Raw genomic sequence first — 13578 nt, 5'->3', positions numbered from 1 at the left:
TAGGAAGGTCTGGACCACCGGTCAATAGGTCTGGACCACTGTGACCGTAGTGATCTGCGGCCGGATCACACCCCCAACTCCTGTGCCAGGACGGCCGCTTGCACCCGGCTGCGCAGCTCCAGCTTCCCCAGCAGGCGGCTGACGTGCGTCTTCACGGTCGCCTCGGCCATGTCGAGCCGCTCGGCGATGCCCGCGTTGGACAGACCCTCGCCGAGGCAGGCCAGCACCTCGCGCTCGCGCCGGGTCAGCCGGTCGAGGACCGCGGGGTCGGCCGCGGGCTCCCGTGCCGGCTTCGCCGCGAACTCCGCGATCAGCCGCCGGGTGACCGCCGGGGCGATCAGTCCCTCCCCGCGCCCGACCGTCCGGACGGCCTCCAGCAGGTCCTTCGCCTCGGTGTTCTTCAGCAGGAAGCCGGACGCGCCCGCCCGCAGCGCCCCGAAGACGTACTCGTCGAGGTCGAAGGTGGTCAGCACCAGCACGTCGGCGAGCTGTTCCGCGACGACCTGCCGGGTCGCCGACACCCCGTCCAGGCGCGGCATCTGAACGTCCATCAGCACCAGGTCCGGTCGCAGCTCGCGGGCCAGCGCCACCGCCTGTTCGCCGTCCGCCGCCTCGCCGACCACCTCGATGTCGGGCGCGCTGCGCAGGATGAGGACCAGGCCTGCACGGACGGCGGACTGGTCCTCGGCGACCAGGACGCGGATCATGCGGTGTCTCCTTCGACGGTTTCGTGTACGGGGAGGGTGGCGCGTACGGCCCAGATCTTGCCGTCGGGCGAGTCCTCGGGGCCGGCTTCGAACGTGCCGTCCAGCAGGGCTGTGCGCTCGCGCATGCCGATGAGCCCGGCGCCGGAGCCGGGGGCGCTCGGCTGGTCCCGGTCGCCGTACGGGCTGGTCACCGAGACGGTCAGCGCACCATCCTGCCGCGCGAGGGTGACGGTGACCCGGCCGGGGCCGGCGTGCTTGAAGGCGTTGGTGAGGGACTCCTGCACGATGCGGTAGGCGGCGAGTTCGACGGGTGCGGGGACCGTCCCGTGGGCGGCGTCGAGGGTGATGTGGAGGCCGTTGGTGCGGGCGTTCTCGACCAGGGCGCCGAGTCCGTCGAGGGTGGGGGCGGCGACCGGCTCGACGTCACCGCTGGAGTCGCGGAGGATCCCGATCAGCCGGCGCATCTCCGCGAGCCCCGCCACGCTGTTCTCCCGGATGACGGTCAGGGCCTCCTGGGAGGTCTTCTGGTCCTGGAGGGAGAGCGCGGCGGTGGAGTGGATGGCGATCGCGGACAGGTGGTTGGCGACCATGTCGTGCAGCTCGCGGGCCATCCTGGCGCGCTCGGCGGTGACCGCCTGGGTGCGGTCCATCTCGGCGAGCAGCGCGGTCTGCCCGGCACGCAGCCGGGCCGCCTCCGCGGCCTCGCGGTGGTTGCGGACGATCAGGCCGGTGGAGGCGGGGCCGAAGGTCACGAGGCCGGTGATCACGCCGATCAGCAGCGCCTCCGGCTCGCGCCACAGTGCGAACGGCACCACGGTCCCGGCCAGCGAGAGCAGCCCGGTGATCCGCGGGATGCGGTGGGCCGAGGCGGGCGGGCCGTACAGGACGGCCGCGTACATGAGGTCGGTGTACATCAGGACCGTGACCAGGTTGCCCTGGGTGACGGTGTCCAGGACGATCGCGGCCGTGCCGGTCAGCAGGGCCGTGCGCGGGGCGGTCCGGCGCAGCAGCTCGCAGCCGGCCATGACGAGCAGCGGCAGCAGGACCGGCCAGCGGCCCGGCAGGAGCACGTACGCCTCGGTGTGCGGACGGGTGGCCAGACCGACGCCCCAGAGCAGCAGCCCGCCGAGCAGGCCGCCGAGCGCGACGTAGACGTCGAAACGGCGTGGGCGGGGGAGTCGTACGGCCATGACACCATCCAACACGGCCGTCGCGCCGTGTGCGTGGACCCCGCGAAGGGTCCCCTGCTGCATCTTTCGATGTACCGCGGGTTCGTCAGCCGTGACGACGATTCCGGCCGCTGGGCACGGGAGCCTGAAGGGGTGACCGAGAGGAGCGAACCGTGATCGTCGCCTTGATCGCCGCCTGTGAGATCGGCTTCTGGGTGCTGCTGGCTGCCGGGCTGGCCTTCCGCTACCTGCTGCGCATGCCGCGTACGGGGCTGGCGCTGCTGCTGTGCGAGCCGCTGCTGGAGGTCGTCCTGCTGGTCGCCACCGCGCTGGACCTGAAGAACGGCGCAGAGCCGAACTGGACGCACGGGCTGGCCGCGCTGTACATCGGCTACACCGTGGGGCACGGTCACCGCACCGTGAAATGGCTCGACGGCCACGCGGCCCACCGTTTCGGCGGCGCCCCGCCGCCACAGCGGCCCCCGCTCTACGGCATGGCCCGGGCCCGTCACGAGGCCAAGGTCTGGACGGGCACGCTGGTGGGCGCGGCCGTCGCGACCGTGCTGCTCCAGCTCGCCATCTGGTACGTCGACGACCCGAGCCGCGTCACCTCCCTGGAGAGCTGGCGCTACGTGGCCTGGCGCGCGGCCGGCATCCACGGCCTGGTCGCCCTGAGCTACTGGATCTGGCCGCGGAAGGCTCCCGCGGGGGAGTCCGAGATGACGCTGGAGAAGGAGAGGGTGCAGCGATGAGCAAGGCGCGCGGAAACCTGGTGGAAGGTGCCGTCACCTTCGTGATCGGCCTGGGGCTGTGGCTGTTCACCGGCGACGTGGAGTTCCCCGTCGTCACCCTCACGAAGGTCGGCATCGTGATGATGTGCGTCGGCGGCGTGCTGGTCGCCGCCGGGCTGTGGCAGGGGGCGCGGCGTAGGGCCTGAGCGCGGCCCCCAGGGTCAGCGCTCCCCGCCCGGCACCCACAGCACGTCCCCGACCTCCTTGTTCGCCGTCCTCGCAAGGATGAACAGGAGGTCGGAGAGGCGGTTGAGGTAGGTGGCCGTCAGCGGGTTCATGACCTCGCCGTGGGCCTCCAGGGCCGCCCACGTCGAGCGCTCCGCCCGGCGTACGACCGTGCAGGCCTGGTGGAGCAGCGCCGCGCCGGGGGTGCCGCCGGGGAGGATGAAGGAGCGGAGCTTCTCCAGGCCCTCCAGGAAGTGGTCGCAGTCCGCCTCCAGCTTGTCGACGTACGACTGCTCGACCCGCAGGGGCGGGAACTCCGGATTCTCGACCACGGGTGTCGACAGGTCCGCGCCCACGTCGAACAGGTCGTTCTGCACGCGGGTGAGGACCTTGACGACCTCCTCGTCCAGGCCGCCCAGCGCGATCGCCGTGCCGATCACCGCGTTCGCCTCGTTGGCGTCGGCGTACGCGGCGATCCGCAGGTCGGTCTTGGCGACCCGGCTCATGTCACCGAGGGCGGTGGTGCCCTGGTCGCCGGTCCTGGTGTAGATGCGCGTCAGATTGACCATGTGGCCAGCGTAGTTACCGGCGATCTTGCGTGAAAGCCCCGGCGTTCGCGCCGGGGATGAAACGCATCTCACGACTGCTCTGACGTGCACCTTGGAGGGGACGTTTCGCTGCTCGATGCATCCGGCCGGGAACTCCTGGCTGATCCGGCGGGCGGAGACGCTCGGTGTCCGGCCTCGGCCGCACCCGGCTCGCCGAATCCGTGCACGACGCGGGATGGTCCGCGTTCGTCGGCATGCCGGAGTACAAGCGATCAGGCGCGGCCGCACCTTCGCCGAGGTGGACCGCTCCTTCCCGTCCTCCCAGGTCTGCTCGGTCTGCGGATTCCGGGACGGCCCCAAGCCCCTGCACGTCCGGGAATGGACGTGTGGCGCATGCGGCACCGTGCACGACCGCGACCACAACGCCGCCCGCAACGTCCTCGTCGAAGGACGCCGTATCGTCGCCGCCGGACGGGCGGAGACGCTCAATGCCTGTGGAGCGCCGGTAAGACGGGCGCAGGTGCCCGCACAGCGCGGTGAAGCAGGAAGCCCCCGGAAGGGTCAGCCACCCAGGCCGGAATCCCTGGACTTCAGGCCAGGGAGCGTCAAGCTCCGGCGGTTCGGAACACGCGTGTGCCCACTGTCACGGACAGGACCGTGAAGCCGACGGCCACCAGGACGCCGTACAGCATGTGTGCCGTGGCGTAGGAGCCGACGTAGGCGTCCCGGACGGCGTCGACCAGATAGCGGAACGGTATGAGGTGGGAGAGGACGTCCAGCCAGTCCGGTCCCAGGGTCATCGGCAGCATCAGGCCCGACAGGAGCATGGACGGCATGGTGAGCGCGTTGATCGCCGGGCCGAAGCTCTGCGGGGTGCTCAGCTTCATGGCCAGCGCGTACGACAGTGAGGCCAGCGAGAGCGAGAGCAGGGCGACGAAGGCGAACCCGATCATGACGCCGGGCAGCGGGGCCCGCAGGCCCATCGCCACCGCCGCCAGCACCAGCAGCACGGCCTGGAAGACGAACACCGTGGCGTCCCGCAGCACCCGGCCGAGCAGCAGGGCCAGTCGGCTGACGGGGGTGACGCGCATGCGCTCGACCACCCCCTGGCCCTTCTCGAGGATGATCGCGAAGCCCGCGAACGACGCCCCGAACAAGCCGAGTTGCAGCAGCAGGCCGGGGACGAGCACCTGCCAGGAGCTGCCCCGCCCGCCGAGCGGCAGATCCGTCAGCAGGGGGCCGAAGAACAGCAGGTACAGCAGCGGCATCAGCACGCCGAAGAGCAGCGCGAAGCGGGAGCGCAGGGACTGACGGAGATAACGCCCGTAGACGAGCGCGGTGTCGTGCAACAGCATCGGGAGTCCTCTGCGTCCTAGACGGCTACGGGAGTCTGGTCGGCCGGCGCGGCACTGCGGCCGGTGATGGCGAGGAAGGTGTCCTGGAGCGAAGCGTCGAGCGAGCCGCCGTACCGGAGCTTCAGCGCGCTGGGGGTGCCCTCGGCGACGACCACGCCGTGGTCGACGACGACCAGCCGGTCGGAGAGGGCGTCGGCCTCGTCCAGGTAGTGCGTGGTGAGGAAGACCGTCGTGCCGTGCTCGTCGCGCAGCCGCCGCACCAGGTCCCACAGGTCGGCGCGGCTGCCGGGGTCGAGTCCGGTCGTCGGCTCGTCCAGGAACAGCACCTTCGGGTGGTGGGTGAGCGCCATCGCGATGTCCAGCCGCCGCCGCTGACCGCCGGAGAGCGCCGCGCACTTGCGGTCGAGCAGCTCGGTGAGGTCCAGGTCGCGGGCGAGTTCCTCGGCGCGCTCGGCGGCCCGAGCCTTGGCCAGCCGGTACAGACGCCCCTGGGTGACGAGCTCCTCCCGCACGCTGATCTGCGGGTCGACCCCGCCGGACTGCGCCACGTAGCCGCAGGCCCGCCGCACCCCGGCCGGGTCGGTCGCCAGGTCGCAGCCCGCCACCGTGGCGGCGCCGCCGGTCGGTTCCAGCAAGGTCGTCAGCATCCGCAGGGTGGTCGTCTTGCCGGCCCCGTTCGGGCCGAGGAAGCCGAGGATCTCGCCCTCGCGGACGGTCAGGTCGATGCCGCGCACGGCCTGGACCGGGCCGCGTTTGGTCTGGAAGGTACGCGCCAGGGCGGACGTGCTGATGATTGCCATGCCCACAGAAAAACAGAGGCTCTTAAATTTTGCAATGGCCACAAGTTTTGGGAGTCACCAGGGAAGCTAGGATTCGGACATGGCAGAGGGACTCAGAGAGCGGAAGAAGCGCGAGACCAGGCAGCGCATCTCGGACATCGCCACCGGGCTGTTCCTGGAGCACGGATTCGTGACCGTGACGATCGCGGACGTGGCGGAGGCGGCCGACGTCTCCGTGAACACCGTCTACAACTACTTCCCGGCCAAGGAGGACCTCTTCTTCGACCGCTCCCAGGGGGTCGTCGACCGGCTCTCCCGCTGGGTGCGCGGCCGGGACGCGGGGGAGTCGGCCGCCCGGGCGGTGCTGCGCGAACTGCGCGCCGAGATCGAGGCCGTCTCGCCCCGGATGGGCCTCGTCGAGGGCTACGACCGTTTCATGCGCTGCATCGAGGAGGCGCCGCCGCTGCGCTCCCGGCTGTGGAGCATCCAGCAGGAGGTCCAGGACAACCTGGAGGCGACCCTCCGCGAGGATACGGGTGCCGGGGGCGCCGACCCGCTGCCGAGGCTGATCGCCGGTCAGATCTGCTGGGTCCACGGCACCGTCTTCGTCGCGATCGGCCGCGAGATGGCCAAGGGGCGCAACCCGGACGAAGTGTCACGGGAGGTGCTCGTCCTCCTCGACGACATCGAGGAGCTGTTGAGCGAGAAGGTGCTCAACTATGCCGTCCGGGGCGCGGGATGACCCCTGCCGGTGTGATGTCCGTCATGTGAGACGTGACGCGCATTACTTACTGGTCACACAGGCCCTCACGAACGCTAGTGTCCGCCCGAGAGGCAGACATAAGCAGCGCGTCAGGGGAGTCGCACAGTGGCACGGAAGCTCGCCGTCATCGGAGCCGGCCTGATGGGATCCGGCATCGCCCAGGTCTCCGCACAGGCGGGCTGGGACGTGGTCCTGCGCGACGTCACCGACGAGGCGCTGAAGCGGGGCACCGACGGCATCAAGGCCTCGTACGACAAGTTCGTCGCCAAGGGCAAGCTGGAGGCGCACGACGCCGACGCTGCCCTCGCCCGCATCACCGCGACCACCGACCTGGAGGCCGCGGCCGACGCGGACGTCGTCGTCGAGGCCGTGTTCGAGAAGCTCGAGGTCAAGCACGAGATCTTCCGTGCTCTCGACAAGCTCGTGAAGGACGAGGCGATCCTCGCCTCCAACACCTCCGCCATCCCGATCACCAAGATCGCGGCCGCGACGGAGCGCCCCGAGCGGGTCGTCGGCACGCACTTCTTCTCGCCGGTGCCGATGATGCAGCTGTGCGAACTGGTCCGCGGCTACAAGACCAGCGACGAAACCCTCGCCAAGGCGCGGGAGTTCGCCGAGTCGGTCGGCAAGACCTGCATCGTCGTCAACCGTGACGTCGCCGGCTTCGTGACGACCCGTCTCATCTGCGCCCTGGTCGTCGAGGCCGCCAAGCTGCAGGAGTCGGGCGTGGCGAGCGCCGAGGACATCGACCTGGCCTGCAAGCTGGGCTTCGGTCACGCCATGGGCCCGCTGGCGACGGCGGACCTGACGGGCGTCGACATCCTGCTGCACGCCACGAGCAACATCTACACCGAGTCCCAGGACGAGAAGTTCGCGCCGCCCGAGTCGATGCGCCGGATGGTTGACGCCGGTGACATCGGACGCAAGAGCGGGCAGGGCTTCTACAAGCACTGAAACCGCACATGCCCCGGGACCATCACCCCCCGGGGTGAATTCGGTATCGGTTCGCTTACAGGAAGCAACCTCTGCCCCCCTCACGCAGTCAGAGGTTGCATCACCGGCATCAGAACGCGGAGCACGAGACGCACGCACGGGGAGCGCATATGCACATCAGGGGCGACCACGCCGAGCTGGTCGTCGGGGGCCGCCTCGACGTCCGGAGCGCGGCGGACGCCCGTACGGTCCTGCACTCGGCCGTCGACGACGGAGTCGGCGACCTGGTGCTGGACCTGTCCGAACTGGACTCCTGGGACGCCACCGGACTCGGTGTGATCATGGGGGCTCACCGGCGGGCCGGCCGCTGCGGCCGGCGCCTGGTCCTGCGCGGCGTGCCGCCGCAGATGCAGCGCCTGCTGGTGGCCACCCGTCTGCACCGGATCCTGGCGATCGAGGGGGGCATCGGGGTGGAGACATTGCCTCGCGTGTGACGACCTGTGCGGGTGTGAACCGGGAGACCGGGGAGACCCGGACGGACGTTGTCGAATCGTGCGACGTGCACAATCCTCACGAGACCGTGACGTCTCGGACGGCGCGGTACCCCGGACTGTCGTAGATACTGTGCGAAGGTTTAGGGTTCGGCTGCCCGCTGCCTTGAAACCCTATCTGCGGGCCCGGACCAGAAGCGACAGCGCGGTGTGCAGCAAGGCCGGGAGGGGCTTTTCAGAGCACACACACGCTTTTGGGGGGCTTTGACCTATGGACCCGAACACCCGGGGACCCGAGGAGTACGGCCACAGCGGCGACGAGCAGTCGCCGCGCCAGCGCCCGCCCAGGGAATCCCTCACACCCGACTTCAGCCAGCATGCGCCCGCGCTCGCCCGCACCGTGCAGCTGGTCTCCGGCGACTTCCTGCTGACCGTCAACCCCGTCGACGGCAGCGAGATAGAAGCCTGCCCGCCCGCCGAACGGCCCGCCCGGCCCGTGAAGCTCACGACGGCAGAGCGTGCTGAAGCCGAGCGCGCGGCCCGGCCCCCCGTCCCGCCCGGCCCCGCGCAGCCCAGCCTGCCGCTGCTGGCCCGCCAGGACGAACGCGAGCGCCTGGTGCGCCTGCTCGCCCGCGGCCGCTCGGTCCGCCTCACCGGCCCCGCCGGCTGCGGCCGCACTCGTCTCCTCGACCTCGTCTCCGAGGACTGCTCCGACCTCGCCCCCGACGGCGTCGTCCGCCTGAACGGCTTCGGCCGCACCTCAAGCGACCTGCTGTACGACCTCTTCTACGCGGTCTACAACGCCCCCCTGCACCGCCCGGACCGGGACGAACTGCTCAGCTACGTCCGTGAGATCGGCGCGGTCGTCGTCCTCGACGACCTCGAGTTCGGCGGCGCCGGGCTCGACGAGTTGCTGGAGGCGACCCCCGAGTGCGCCTTCCTGCTCGGCGCCACCCCGGACGTGCCGGCGCCCTCCGCCGACGCCGCCGTCGAGGAGGTCTTCCTCGGCGGCCTGGAGCGCGCGGCCGGGCTCGACCTGCTGGAACACGCCGTCGGCCGGCCCCTCACCGACGAGGAGTCCAACTGGGCGGGCGACCTCTGGTTCGAGTCCGAGGGCCTGCCGCTGCGCTTCGTCCAGGCCGGTGCCCTGCTGCGGCAGCGCGACCGGCTGCGCGCCGGAACGAGTGCCGTCGACGAGTTCGGCGTCTTCGAGGACGCGCCCCCGGCCGACGCGTACGAGGCCGCCGACGGCGACGACGTACCGCTGCCCTCGCTCGGCGAGGCCGCCGCCCCCGCGCCGCTGCTCGCCTCCCGGCTGAGCGCCTCCGCGCGCGCCACCCTGCGGTTCGCCGTCGCGCTCGGCGGCGAGGTGCCGCACCAGGCGCATCTGCCCGCCCTGGTCGGCGACACCCACGCGGACGCCGCGCTCGGCGAACTGGCCGCCTGCGGCCTGGTCTCCCCGGTCGGCTCCCGCTACCGGCTCGCCGCCGGTGTCCTGACCCAGCTGGAGGCCGCCGGATACGCGGACGAGGCCGAGGCCGGCGCCCGCAGCGCCGCCCAGCACTACTCCTGGTGGGCGGGGCACCCCTCGGTAACCCCGGAGCGCGTGTGCGCCGAAGCCGACGCGCTCCTGGCCGCCCTGGCCGTGCTCGGGCCGCTCACCAGCCCGCCCGCCGAGGGCGAGGAGAGCCCGGCCGTGCACCTGGCGCGCACCGCCGCACCCGCGTTCGCCGCCGGACTGCACTGGAGCGCCTGGGAACGCGTCCTGCGCACCGGCGCCGAGGCCGCCCGGCTCGCCGGGGACGTCGCCGAAGAGGCGTACTTCCACCACGAGCTCGGCATCCTCGCCCTGTGCGGCGGGCAGCTCGACCGGGCGCGCGCCGAACTGGAGGCCTCCATCGGCCTGCGCGGCGCCCTCTCCGACAAGCGCGGCACCGTCGCCGGCCGCCGTGCCCTCGTCCTGGTCGCCGACCGCTCGGGCACCCCGATCGGACTCGGGCCGACCGCGGGTGAGGAGGTCCCTGACGCCCGGTACGAGGAGTCGGAGTCCCCGGCCGGTGGTGTTCCGGCGGCCTTCCCGACCCTCCAGCAGCCCCCTTCGCCGGCCCTGGTCACCCACCACAGTTCGCCCGCTCCCTCCGCCAAGGCCCGGGGCGGCCTCAAGGGCCTGGCCCGGCGCAACCTCGTGGCCTCCGGCGCCGGTGCCCTGCTCGTCGCCGTCCTCGGCACGGTGGTGACGCTCGGCGCCACCTCCGACAACGACCCGAACAACCCGCCGTCCGACCGGGTCGGCGTCAACCCGTCCGCCAGCCAGGGCATCAACGACGGCAGCCTGGGCGCCGACCGGCCGGCGAACGACAGCGACAGCGACGGCGACCCGGGCGCGGCGACGAGCCGCCCGACCGACCCGGGCCCGGACGGCACGCCGGGCACCTCGGACGATCCGACGCCGACGGGCGATCCCAGCGGTTCCCCGGACCCCAGCGACCCCGGGTCGACGTCGAAGCCGCCCACGACCTCGAAGCCGCCGACCACGTCGAGGCCGCCGACGACGTCCAAGCCCCCCACGACGTCGAGGCCGCCGACGACATCCAAGCCGCCGACCTCCCAGCCGCCCACCTCTCAGCCGCCGACCTCTCAGCCGCCGACGTCCCAGCCTCCGACCTCGCAGCCGTCCACCTCGGACTCGGCCAGCGGCCCGGCGCCGAGCACCACCGTGAGCGCGCCGCAGAGCGGTGAAGGGACGCCGAGCAGCTCGGAGTCGGTGATCTGACAGCCCTACACGCAGCAGGGCCGGGTCCGTTCCTCGGACCCGGCCCTTTTCGTCGTGTACGTGCGGCGTGTCAGAACAGCCGCAGCTTGTCGTCCTCGATGCCCCGCAGCGCGTCGTAGTCGAGGACCTGGCAGCCGATGCCGCGGTCGGTCGCGAGGACGCGGGCCTGGGGCTTGATCTCCTGCGCGGCGAAGATGCCGCGGACGGGGGCGAGATGGGGATCGCGGTTCAGCAGCTCCAGATAGCGCGTCAGCTGCTCCACGCCGTCGATCTCACCGCGCCGCTTGATCTCCACCGCGACGGTCTTGCCGTCGGCGTCCCGGCACAGGATGTCGACCGGCCCGATGGCCGTCGGGTACTCACGGCGGATCAGGGTGTAGCCGTCGCCGAGTGTCTCGATGCGGTCGGCGAGCAGCTCCTGGAGGTGTGCTTCCACGCCGTCCTTGATCAGGCCGGGATCGACGCCCAGTTCGTGCGAGGAGTCGTGGAGGACTTCCTCCATCGTGATGATGAGCTTCTCGCCCGCCTTGTTGATGACGGTCCAGACGCCCTCGTCCTCGCCGGTGCCCTCCTTCAGCGTGCAGGGCGGCGACATCCAGTTCAGGGGCTTGTAGGCCCGGTCGTCGGCGTGGATCGAGACGCTGCCGTCCGCCTTCACCAGGATCAGGCGCGGGGCCGAGGGGAGGTGGGCGGTGAGCCGCCCGGCGTAGTCCACGGAGCAGCGGGCAATGACGAGACGCATGGTCGGCAACGCTACTCGACAGGCACCTGTCGACGCGATTCGCCCTGGAAAACGCGTGTTCGGTATTGGCCGATTGTGTGCAGGGTGTGGTCATTGTGAGTGCCTCATCTGCGCATTCTCCTGGTGCCGTCACCGCCGGTTGCTTACGGTATGAACGGGAGGTCGCGATGCGTGTACGCAGCGTGTCCGGTATCGCGAACTTCCTTATCTGTCCGGCAACCCCTGCCCGTCGGGCGGGGGTGCGAGAGGAGAACTCATGTCGCTCGACGTCTCACCGGCCCTACTCGAACAGGCCGAGCGAGGCGAGGTCGACGAAGTGGAATTCGTCGACTGCGTCCGGACCTCCCTGCCCTACGCGTGGGAGATGATCAGCTCCCTGGTGGTCCAGCTGAAGGTGGACGGCGGTGCGTTCGCCGACAACCAGACGCCTCCGCCGGACGAGCAGGCACGCGGTCAGTTGCTGCGTGCGCTTGCGAGTGACGCGATACGCGGCGCGCTGCAACGGCACTTCGGTGTGCGACTGGCCTTCCAGAACTGCCACCGGGTGGCGGTGTTCCCGCTTGACTCCTCGGTCGACGAGACGCTGGGCCGCTTCACGTCGGTCCGCAGCCAGGTGCTCAACCAGTCACCCGAGTTCCGGGACTGCTGACGCGGCGCCGTTTGCTTGCCGCTCCGTACGCGGGAGGTGCAGTTTTGTACCGGAGCGGCAAGCCCCAGGAACCCACCGTGCCTTCAGGCGAGTTGGGGGAGCACCTCGGCCCCCAGCCGCCGTACGTTCTCCTCCGTCGCCGCCAGGTCCCCGGAGCCCTCGACGAGCAGGGCGAAGCGGGAGATGCCGGTCCGCTCGCTGGTCGCCGCCAGCCGGTCGGCGCACAGCCGTGGTGTGCCCACCGGGTGCAGCCCGCAGAGCAGTTCGGTGTACGCCAGCGGGTCGCGCATCCGGCGCGTGCGCCCGTCGACCGTGACATGCGCCTCCAGGCCCTGCTTCAGCCAGCCCGGCATCGCCTTGATCAGCGTCTCCGCCGCGTCGACCCGCCGGTCCGCGATCTGGCAGACGCCCGCCGACACATGGGACGCGCCCAGGATCTCCTCGGCCGGCCGGCCGCACGCCCGCGCGTGCTGCCGCCACAGGGCGACCATCTCGGCCTTCTCCTCGTCCCCGACGTGCATCCCGAGCAGCATCGCAAGGCCGCGCTCGGCCGCCAGCCGCACACTCGCCGGCGACGTGCAGGCGACGACGAGCTCGGGCCCCTCGACCTCGGTCAGGGCCTCCGACGGCCGGGGAACCACCGGGACTTCACGGAAGCGGAAGCGCTCTCCGTCGGCCGCCACGGACGCGTCCCGCAGCCAGCGCACCAGGACGTCCAGGGACTCCGGGAAGCCCTTCTCGTACGCGTCCAGGCCCGCACCGAACACCTCCAGGTCGACCCACGGGCCGCCGCGCCCGACACCGAGTGTGAAACGGCCGTCGCTCGTGTGGTGCAGCAGCGCCGCCTGTTCGCCGAGGGCCACGGGGTGGGTGGTTGGCAGGACGCTGACCGCCGTACCGACCCGGATACGGCGGGTGCGGCCGAGCAGTAAAGCGGCCAGGGTGACGGCCGACGGGCACGTGCCGTACGGCACGAAGTGGTGCTCGGCCAGCCAGACCGTGTCGAGCCCGGCCTCCTCGGCGGCCTCGGCCGAGCGGACCGCGCGGTGCAGCGCCTCTCCCTCGCCCTGACCGGGGAACTGGGCCGCCAACACGAAACTTCCAACGCGCATTGCTTTCCTGCTTCCTTGGCTCCGACACGGAGCTCCCCTACAGGGCATAACCGTCTGACACGTGCCGAGGACACGGCCGGTAGGGGTATTTTGCGGATTGTCTGCAGAATGGGGGCGTTCCGCGCGGAGCCCGGGGAGAGGCCCGGCGGGGGCGCGCCTTGCCCGGCGAGGGACTTGTGGCGATTGGATGGCGTACGTGTACCCCCGTCCGCGCCGCGTAGGCTGGGTACGCCACGTGTCCTGTATAGCCCCGAGAGGTGTCCCGTGTCCCCGCGTCGCAACCGAGCCAAGGGCGCCGCTTCGTCCGGCCGGAGCGCCGAGGCCGACAGCCCCGGCCGTTACGGCGGTTGGCAGTCCTCGGAGAACTGGCAGGGCGAGAACTGGAGCGTGCGGCACGTGGCCGGCGCGAGCGCGCAGGGCAAGGCGTACCGCTGCCCCGGCTGCGACCAGCTGATCCCGGACGGGGTGCCGCACGTGGTGGCCTGGTCCGAGCACACGGGCGTCGACGACCGCCGGCACTGGCACAAGGCCTGCTGGAACGCGCGGGACCGCCGCACCCCCGGGGTGCGGCGGTCCCGAAACGCGCCGAGGTTCTAGGCCG

At 71.3% G+C, this 13578-nt stretch carries 16 protein-coding genes; 9 read left to right on the top strand and 7 right to left on the bottom strand.

Annotated elements, in window-relative coordinates; genetic code table 11:
- Positions 1 to 65: 65 nt before the first annotated feature.
- Together AOQ53_RS13070 and AOQ53_RS13065 are read right to left on the bottom strand one after the other, a co-directional pair.
- Positions 66 to 707 (bottom strand): response regulator, encoded by a 642-nt coding sequence (locus AOQ53_RS13070; protein ID WP_059417207.1) that lies wholly within the window; start codon positions 705 to 707, stop codon positions 66 to 68.
- Positions 704 to 1897, bottom strand: a complete 1194-nt coding sequence (locus AOQ53_RS13065) for a sensor histidine kinase (RefSeq protein ID WP_059417206.1) — start codon at positions 1895 to 1897, stop codon at positions 704 to 706. The genes AOQ53_RS13070 and AOQ53_RS13065 overlap by 4 nt, the downstream gene beginning before the upstream one ends.
- A gap of 152 nt (positions 1898 to 2049) precedes the next feature.
- Between AOQ53_RS13065 and AOQ53_RS13060 the strand changes: the two genes are divergently transcribed.
- Positions 2050 to 2628, top strand: a complete 579-nt coding sequence (locus AOQ53_RS13060; protein WP_059417205.1) for a hypothetical protein — start codon at positions 2050 to 2052, stop codon at positions 2626 to 2628.
- Positions 2625 to 2813 carry a DUF5708 family protein gene (locus tag AOQ53_RS13055; protein ID WP_059417204.1) on the top strand — a complete coding sequence of 63 codons (189 nt, stop codon included), beginning with the start codon at positions 2625 to 2627 and terminating at the stop codon, positions 2811 to 2813. The genes AOQ53_RS13060 and AOQ53_RS13055 overlap by 4 nt, the downstream gene beginning before the upstream one ends.
- A 15-nt stretch (positions 2814 to 2828) precedes the next feature.
- Here the strand turns inward: AOQ53_RS13055 and AOQ53_RS13050 are convergent, their stop codons facing one another.
- Positions 2829 to 3401 (bottom strand): cob(I)yrinic acid a,c-diamide adenosyltransferase, encoded by a 573-nt coding sequence (locus tag AOQ53_RS13050; RefSeq protein WP_059417203.1) that lies wholly within the window; start codon positions 3399 to 3401, stop codon positions 2829 to 2831.
- Positions 3402 to 3516: 115 nt separating this feature from the next.
- Here AOQ53_RS13050 and AOQ53_RS40875 point away from each other — a divergent pair, with 115 nt between their 5' ends.
- Positions 3517 to 4041, top strand: coding sequence for a zinc ribbon domain-containing protein (locus AOQ53_RS40875; RefSeq protein WP_408055160.1), 525 nt, complete (start codon positions 3517 to 3519; stop codon positions 4039 to 4041).
- On the opposite strand, the gene AOQ53_RS13045 is transcribed toward AOQ53_RS40875, so the two are convergent.
- Both AOQ53_RS13045 and AOQ53_RS13040 read right to left on the bottom strand, forming a co-directional pair.
- Complete coding sequence (locus tag AOQ53_RS13045; RefSeq protein WP_059417202.1) at positions 3986 to 4735, bottom strand: ABC transporter permease; 750 nt, start codon at positions 4733 to 4735, stop codon at positions 3986 to 3988. The genes AOQ53_RS40875 and AOQ53_RS13045 overlap by 56 nt on opposite strands.
- Before the next feature lie 17 nt (positions 4736 to 4752).
- Positions 4753 to 5535 carry an ABC transporter ATP-binding protein gene (locus AOQ53_RS13040; protein WP_059417201.1) on the bottom strand — a complete coding sequence of 261 codons (783 nt, stop codon included), beginning with the start codon at positions 5533 to 5535 and terminating at the stop codon, positions 4753 to 4755.
- 79 nt (positions 5536 to 5614) lie between these two features.
- Between AOQ53_RS13040 and AOQ53_RS13035 the strand changes: the two genes are divergently transcribed.
- From AOQ53_RS13035 to AOQ53_RS13020, 4 genes are all read left to right on the top strand, one after another.
- Entirely contained in the window at positions 5615 to 6256 is a 642-nt protein-coding gene (locus AOQ53_RS13035; protein ID WP_059417200.1) for a TetR/AcrR family transcriptional regulator, read from the top strand.
- Positions 6257 to 6382: 126 nt separating this feature from the next.
- Complete coding sequence (locus AOQ53_RS13030; RefSeq protein ID WP_059417199.1) at positions 6383 to 7231, top strand: 3-hydroxyacyl-CoA dehydrogenase family protein; 849 nt, start codon at positions 6383 to 6385, stop codon at positions 7229 to 7231.
- Positions 7232 to 7380: 149 nt separating this feature from the next.
- Complete coding sequence (locus AOQ53_RS13025) at positions 7381 to 7704, top strand: STAS domain-containing protein (RefSeq protein ID WP_003993003.1); 324 nt, start codon at positions 7381 to 7383, stop codon at positions 7702 to 7704.
- Positions 7705 to 7972: 268 nt separating this feature from the next.
- Positions 7973 to 10474 carry an AAA family ATPase gene (locus AOQ53_RS13020; protein WP_059417198.1) on the top strand — a complete coding sequence of 834 codons (2502 nt, stop codon included), beginning with the start codon at positions 7973 to 7975 and terminating at the stop codon, positions 10472 to 10474.
- 70 nt (positions 10475 to 10544) lie between these two features.
- Here AOQ53_RS13020 and nucS read toward each other — a convergent pair whose 3' ends face one another.
- Complete coding sequence (gene nucS / locus AOQ53_RS13015) at positions 10545 to 11216, bottom strand: endonuclease NucS (RefSeq protein WP_059417197.1); 672 nt, start codon at positions 11214 to 11216, stop codon at positions 10545 to 10547.
- A 256-nt stretch (positions 11217 to 11472) separates the two neighbouring features.
- Between nucS and AOQ53_RS13010 the strand changes: the two genes are divergently transcribed.
- A complete protein-coding gene (locus AOQ53_RS13010; RefSeq protein ID WP_059417196.1) occupies positions 11473 to 11865 on the top strand; it encodes an SCO5389 family protein in 393 nt (130 codons plus the stop codon).
- A gap of 83 nt (positions 11866 to 11948) precedes the next feature.
- Here the strand turns inward: AOQ53_RS13010 and AOQ53_RS13005 are convergent, their stop codons facing one another.
- The gene (locus AOQ53_RS13005) at positions 11949 to 12977 is read right to left on the bottom strand and encodes an LLM class flavin-dependent oxidoreductase (protein ID WP_059417195.1); all 1029 of its coding nucleotides are present in this window, start codon (positions 12975 to 12977) and stop codon (positions 11949 to 11951) included.
- 264 nt (positions 12978 to 13241) lie between these two features.
- Between AOQ53_RS13005 and AOQ53_RS13000 the strand changes: the two genes are divergently transcribed.
- Positions 13242 to 13574: a hypothetical protein gene (locus AOQ53_RS13000; protein ID WP_059417194.1), complete on the top strand. Its 333-nt coding sequence runs from the start codon at positions 13242 to 13244 to the stop codon at positions 13572 to 13574.
- The last annotated feature ends 4 nt before the right edge of the window (positions 13575 to 13578 follow it).

It is taken from the genome of Streptomyces azureus (genome assembly GCF_001270025.1).
Classification (GTDB): Bacteria; Actinomycetota; Actinomycetes; order Streptomycetales; family Streptomycetaceae; genus Streptomyces; species Streptomyces azureus.
Note: the sequence above shows the minus strand (reverse complement) of the source record. Positions and strands in the feature narration are given on the sequence as shown.

Bases quoted from the DNA above. Each gene is read 5' to 3' on its own strand.
- AOQ53_RS13070 (WP_059417207.1), bottom strand. From the start codon at position 707: ATGATCCGCGTCCTGGTCGCCGAGGACCAGTCCGCCGTCCGTGCAGGC.
- AOQ53_RS13065 (WP_059417206.1), bottom strand. From the start codon at position 1,897: ATGGCCGTACGACTCCCCCGCCCACGCCGTTTCGACGTCTACGTCGCG.
- AOQ53_RS13055 (WP_059417204.1), top strand. From the start codon at position 2,625: ATGAGCAAGGCGCGCGGAAACCTGGTGGAAGGTGCCGTCACCTTCGTG.
- AOQ53_RS13050 (WP_059417203.1), bottom strand. From the start codon at position 3,401: ATGGTCAATCTGACGCGCATCTACACCAGGACCGGCGACCAGGGCACC.
- AOQ53_RS40875 (WP_408055160.1), top strand. From the start codon at position 3,517: ATGCATCCGGCCGGGAACTCCTGGCTGATCCGGCGGGCGGAGACGCTC.
- AOQ53_RS13045 (WP_059417202.1), bottom strand. From the start codon at position 4,735: ATGCTGTTGCACGACACCGCGCTCGTCTACGGGCGTTATCTCCGTCAG.
- AOQ53_RS13040 (WP_059417201.1), bottom strand. From the start codon at position 5,535: ATGGCAATCATCAGCACGTCCGCCCTGGCGCGTACCTTCCAGACCAAA.
- AOQ53_RS13035 (WP_059417200.1), top strand. From the start codon at position 5,615: ATGGCAGAGGGACTCAGAGAGCGGAAGAAGCGCGAGACCAGGCAGCGC.
- AOQ53_RS13025 (WP_003993003.1), top strand. From the start codon at position 7,381: ATGCACATCAGGGGCGACCACGCCGAGCTGGTCGTCGGGGGCCGCCTC.
- AOQ53_RS13020 (WP_059417198.1), top strand. From the start codon at position 7,973: ATGGACCCGAACACCCGGGGACCCGAGGAGTACGGCCACAGCGGCGAC.
- nucS (WP_059417197.1), bottom strand. From the start codon at position 11,216: ATGCGTCTCGTCATTGCCCGCTGCTCCGTGGACTACGCCGGGCGGCTC.
- AOQ53_RS13010 (WP_059417196.1), top strand. From the start codon at position 11,473: ATGTCGCTCGACGTCTCACCGGCCCTACTCGAACAGGCCGAGCGAGGC.
- AOQ53_RS13005 (WP_059417195.1), bottom strand. From the start codon at position 12,977: ATGCGCGTTGGAAGTTTCGTGTTGGCGGCCCAGTTCCCCGGTCAGGGC.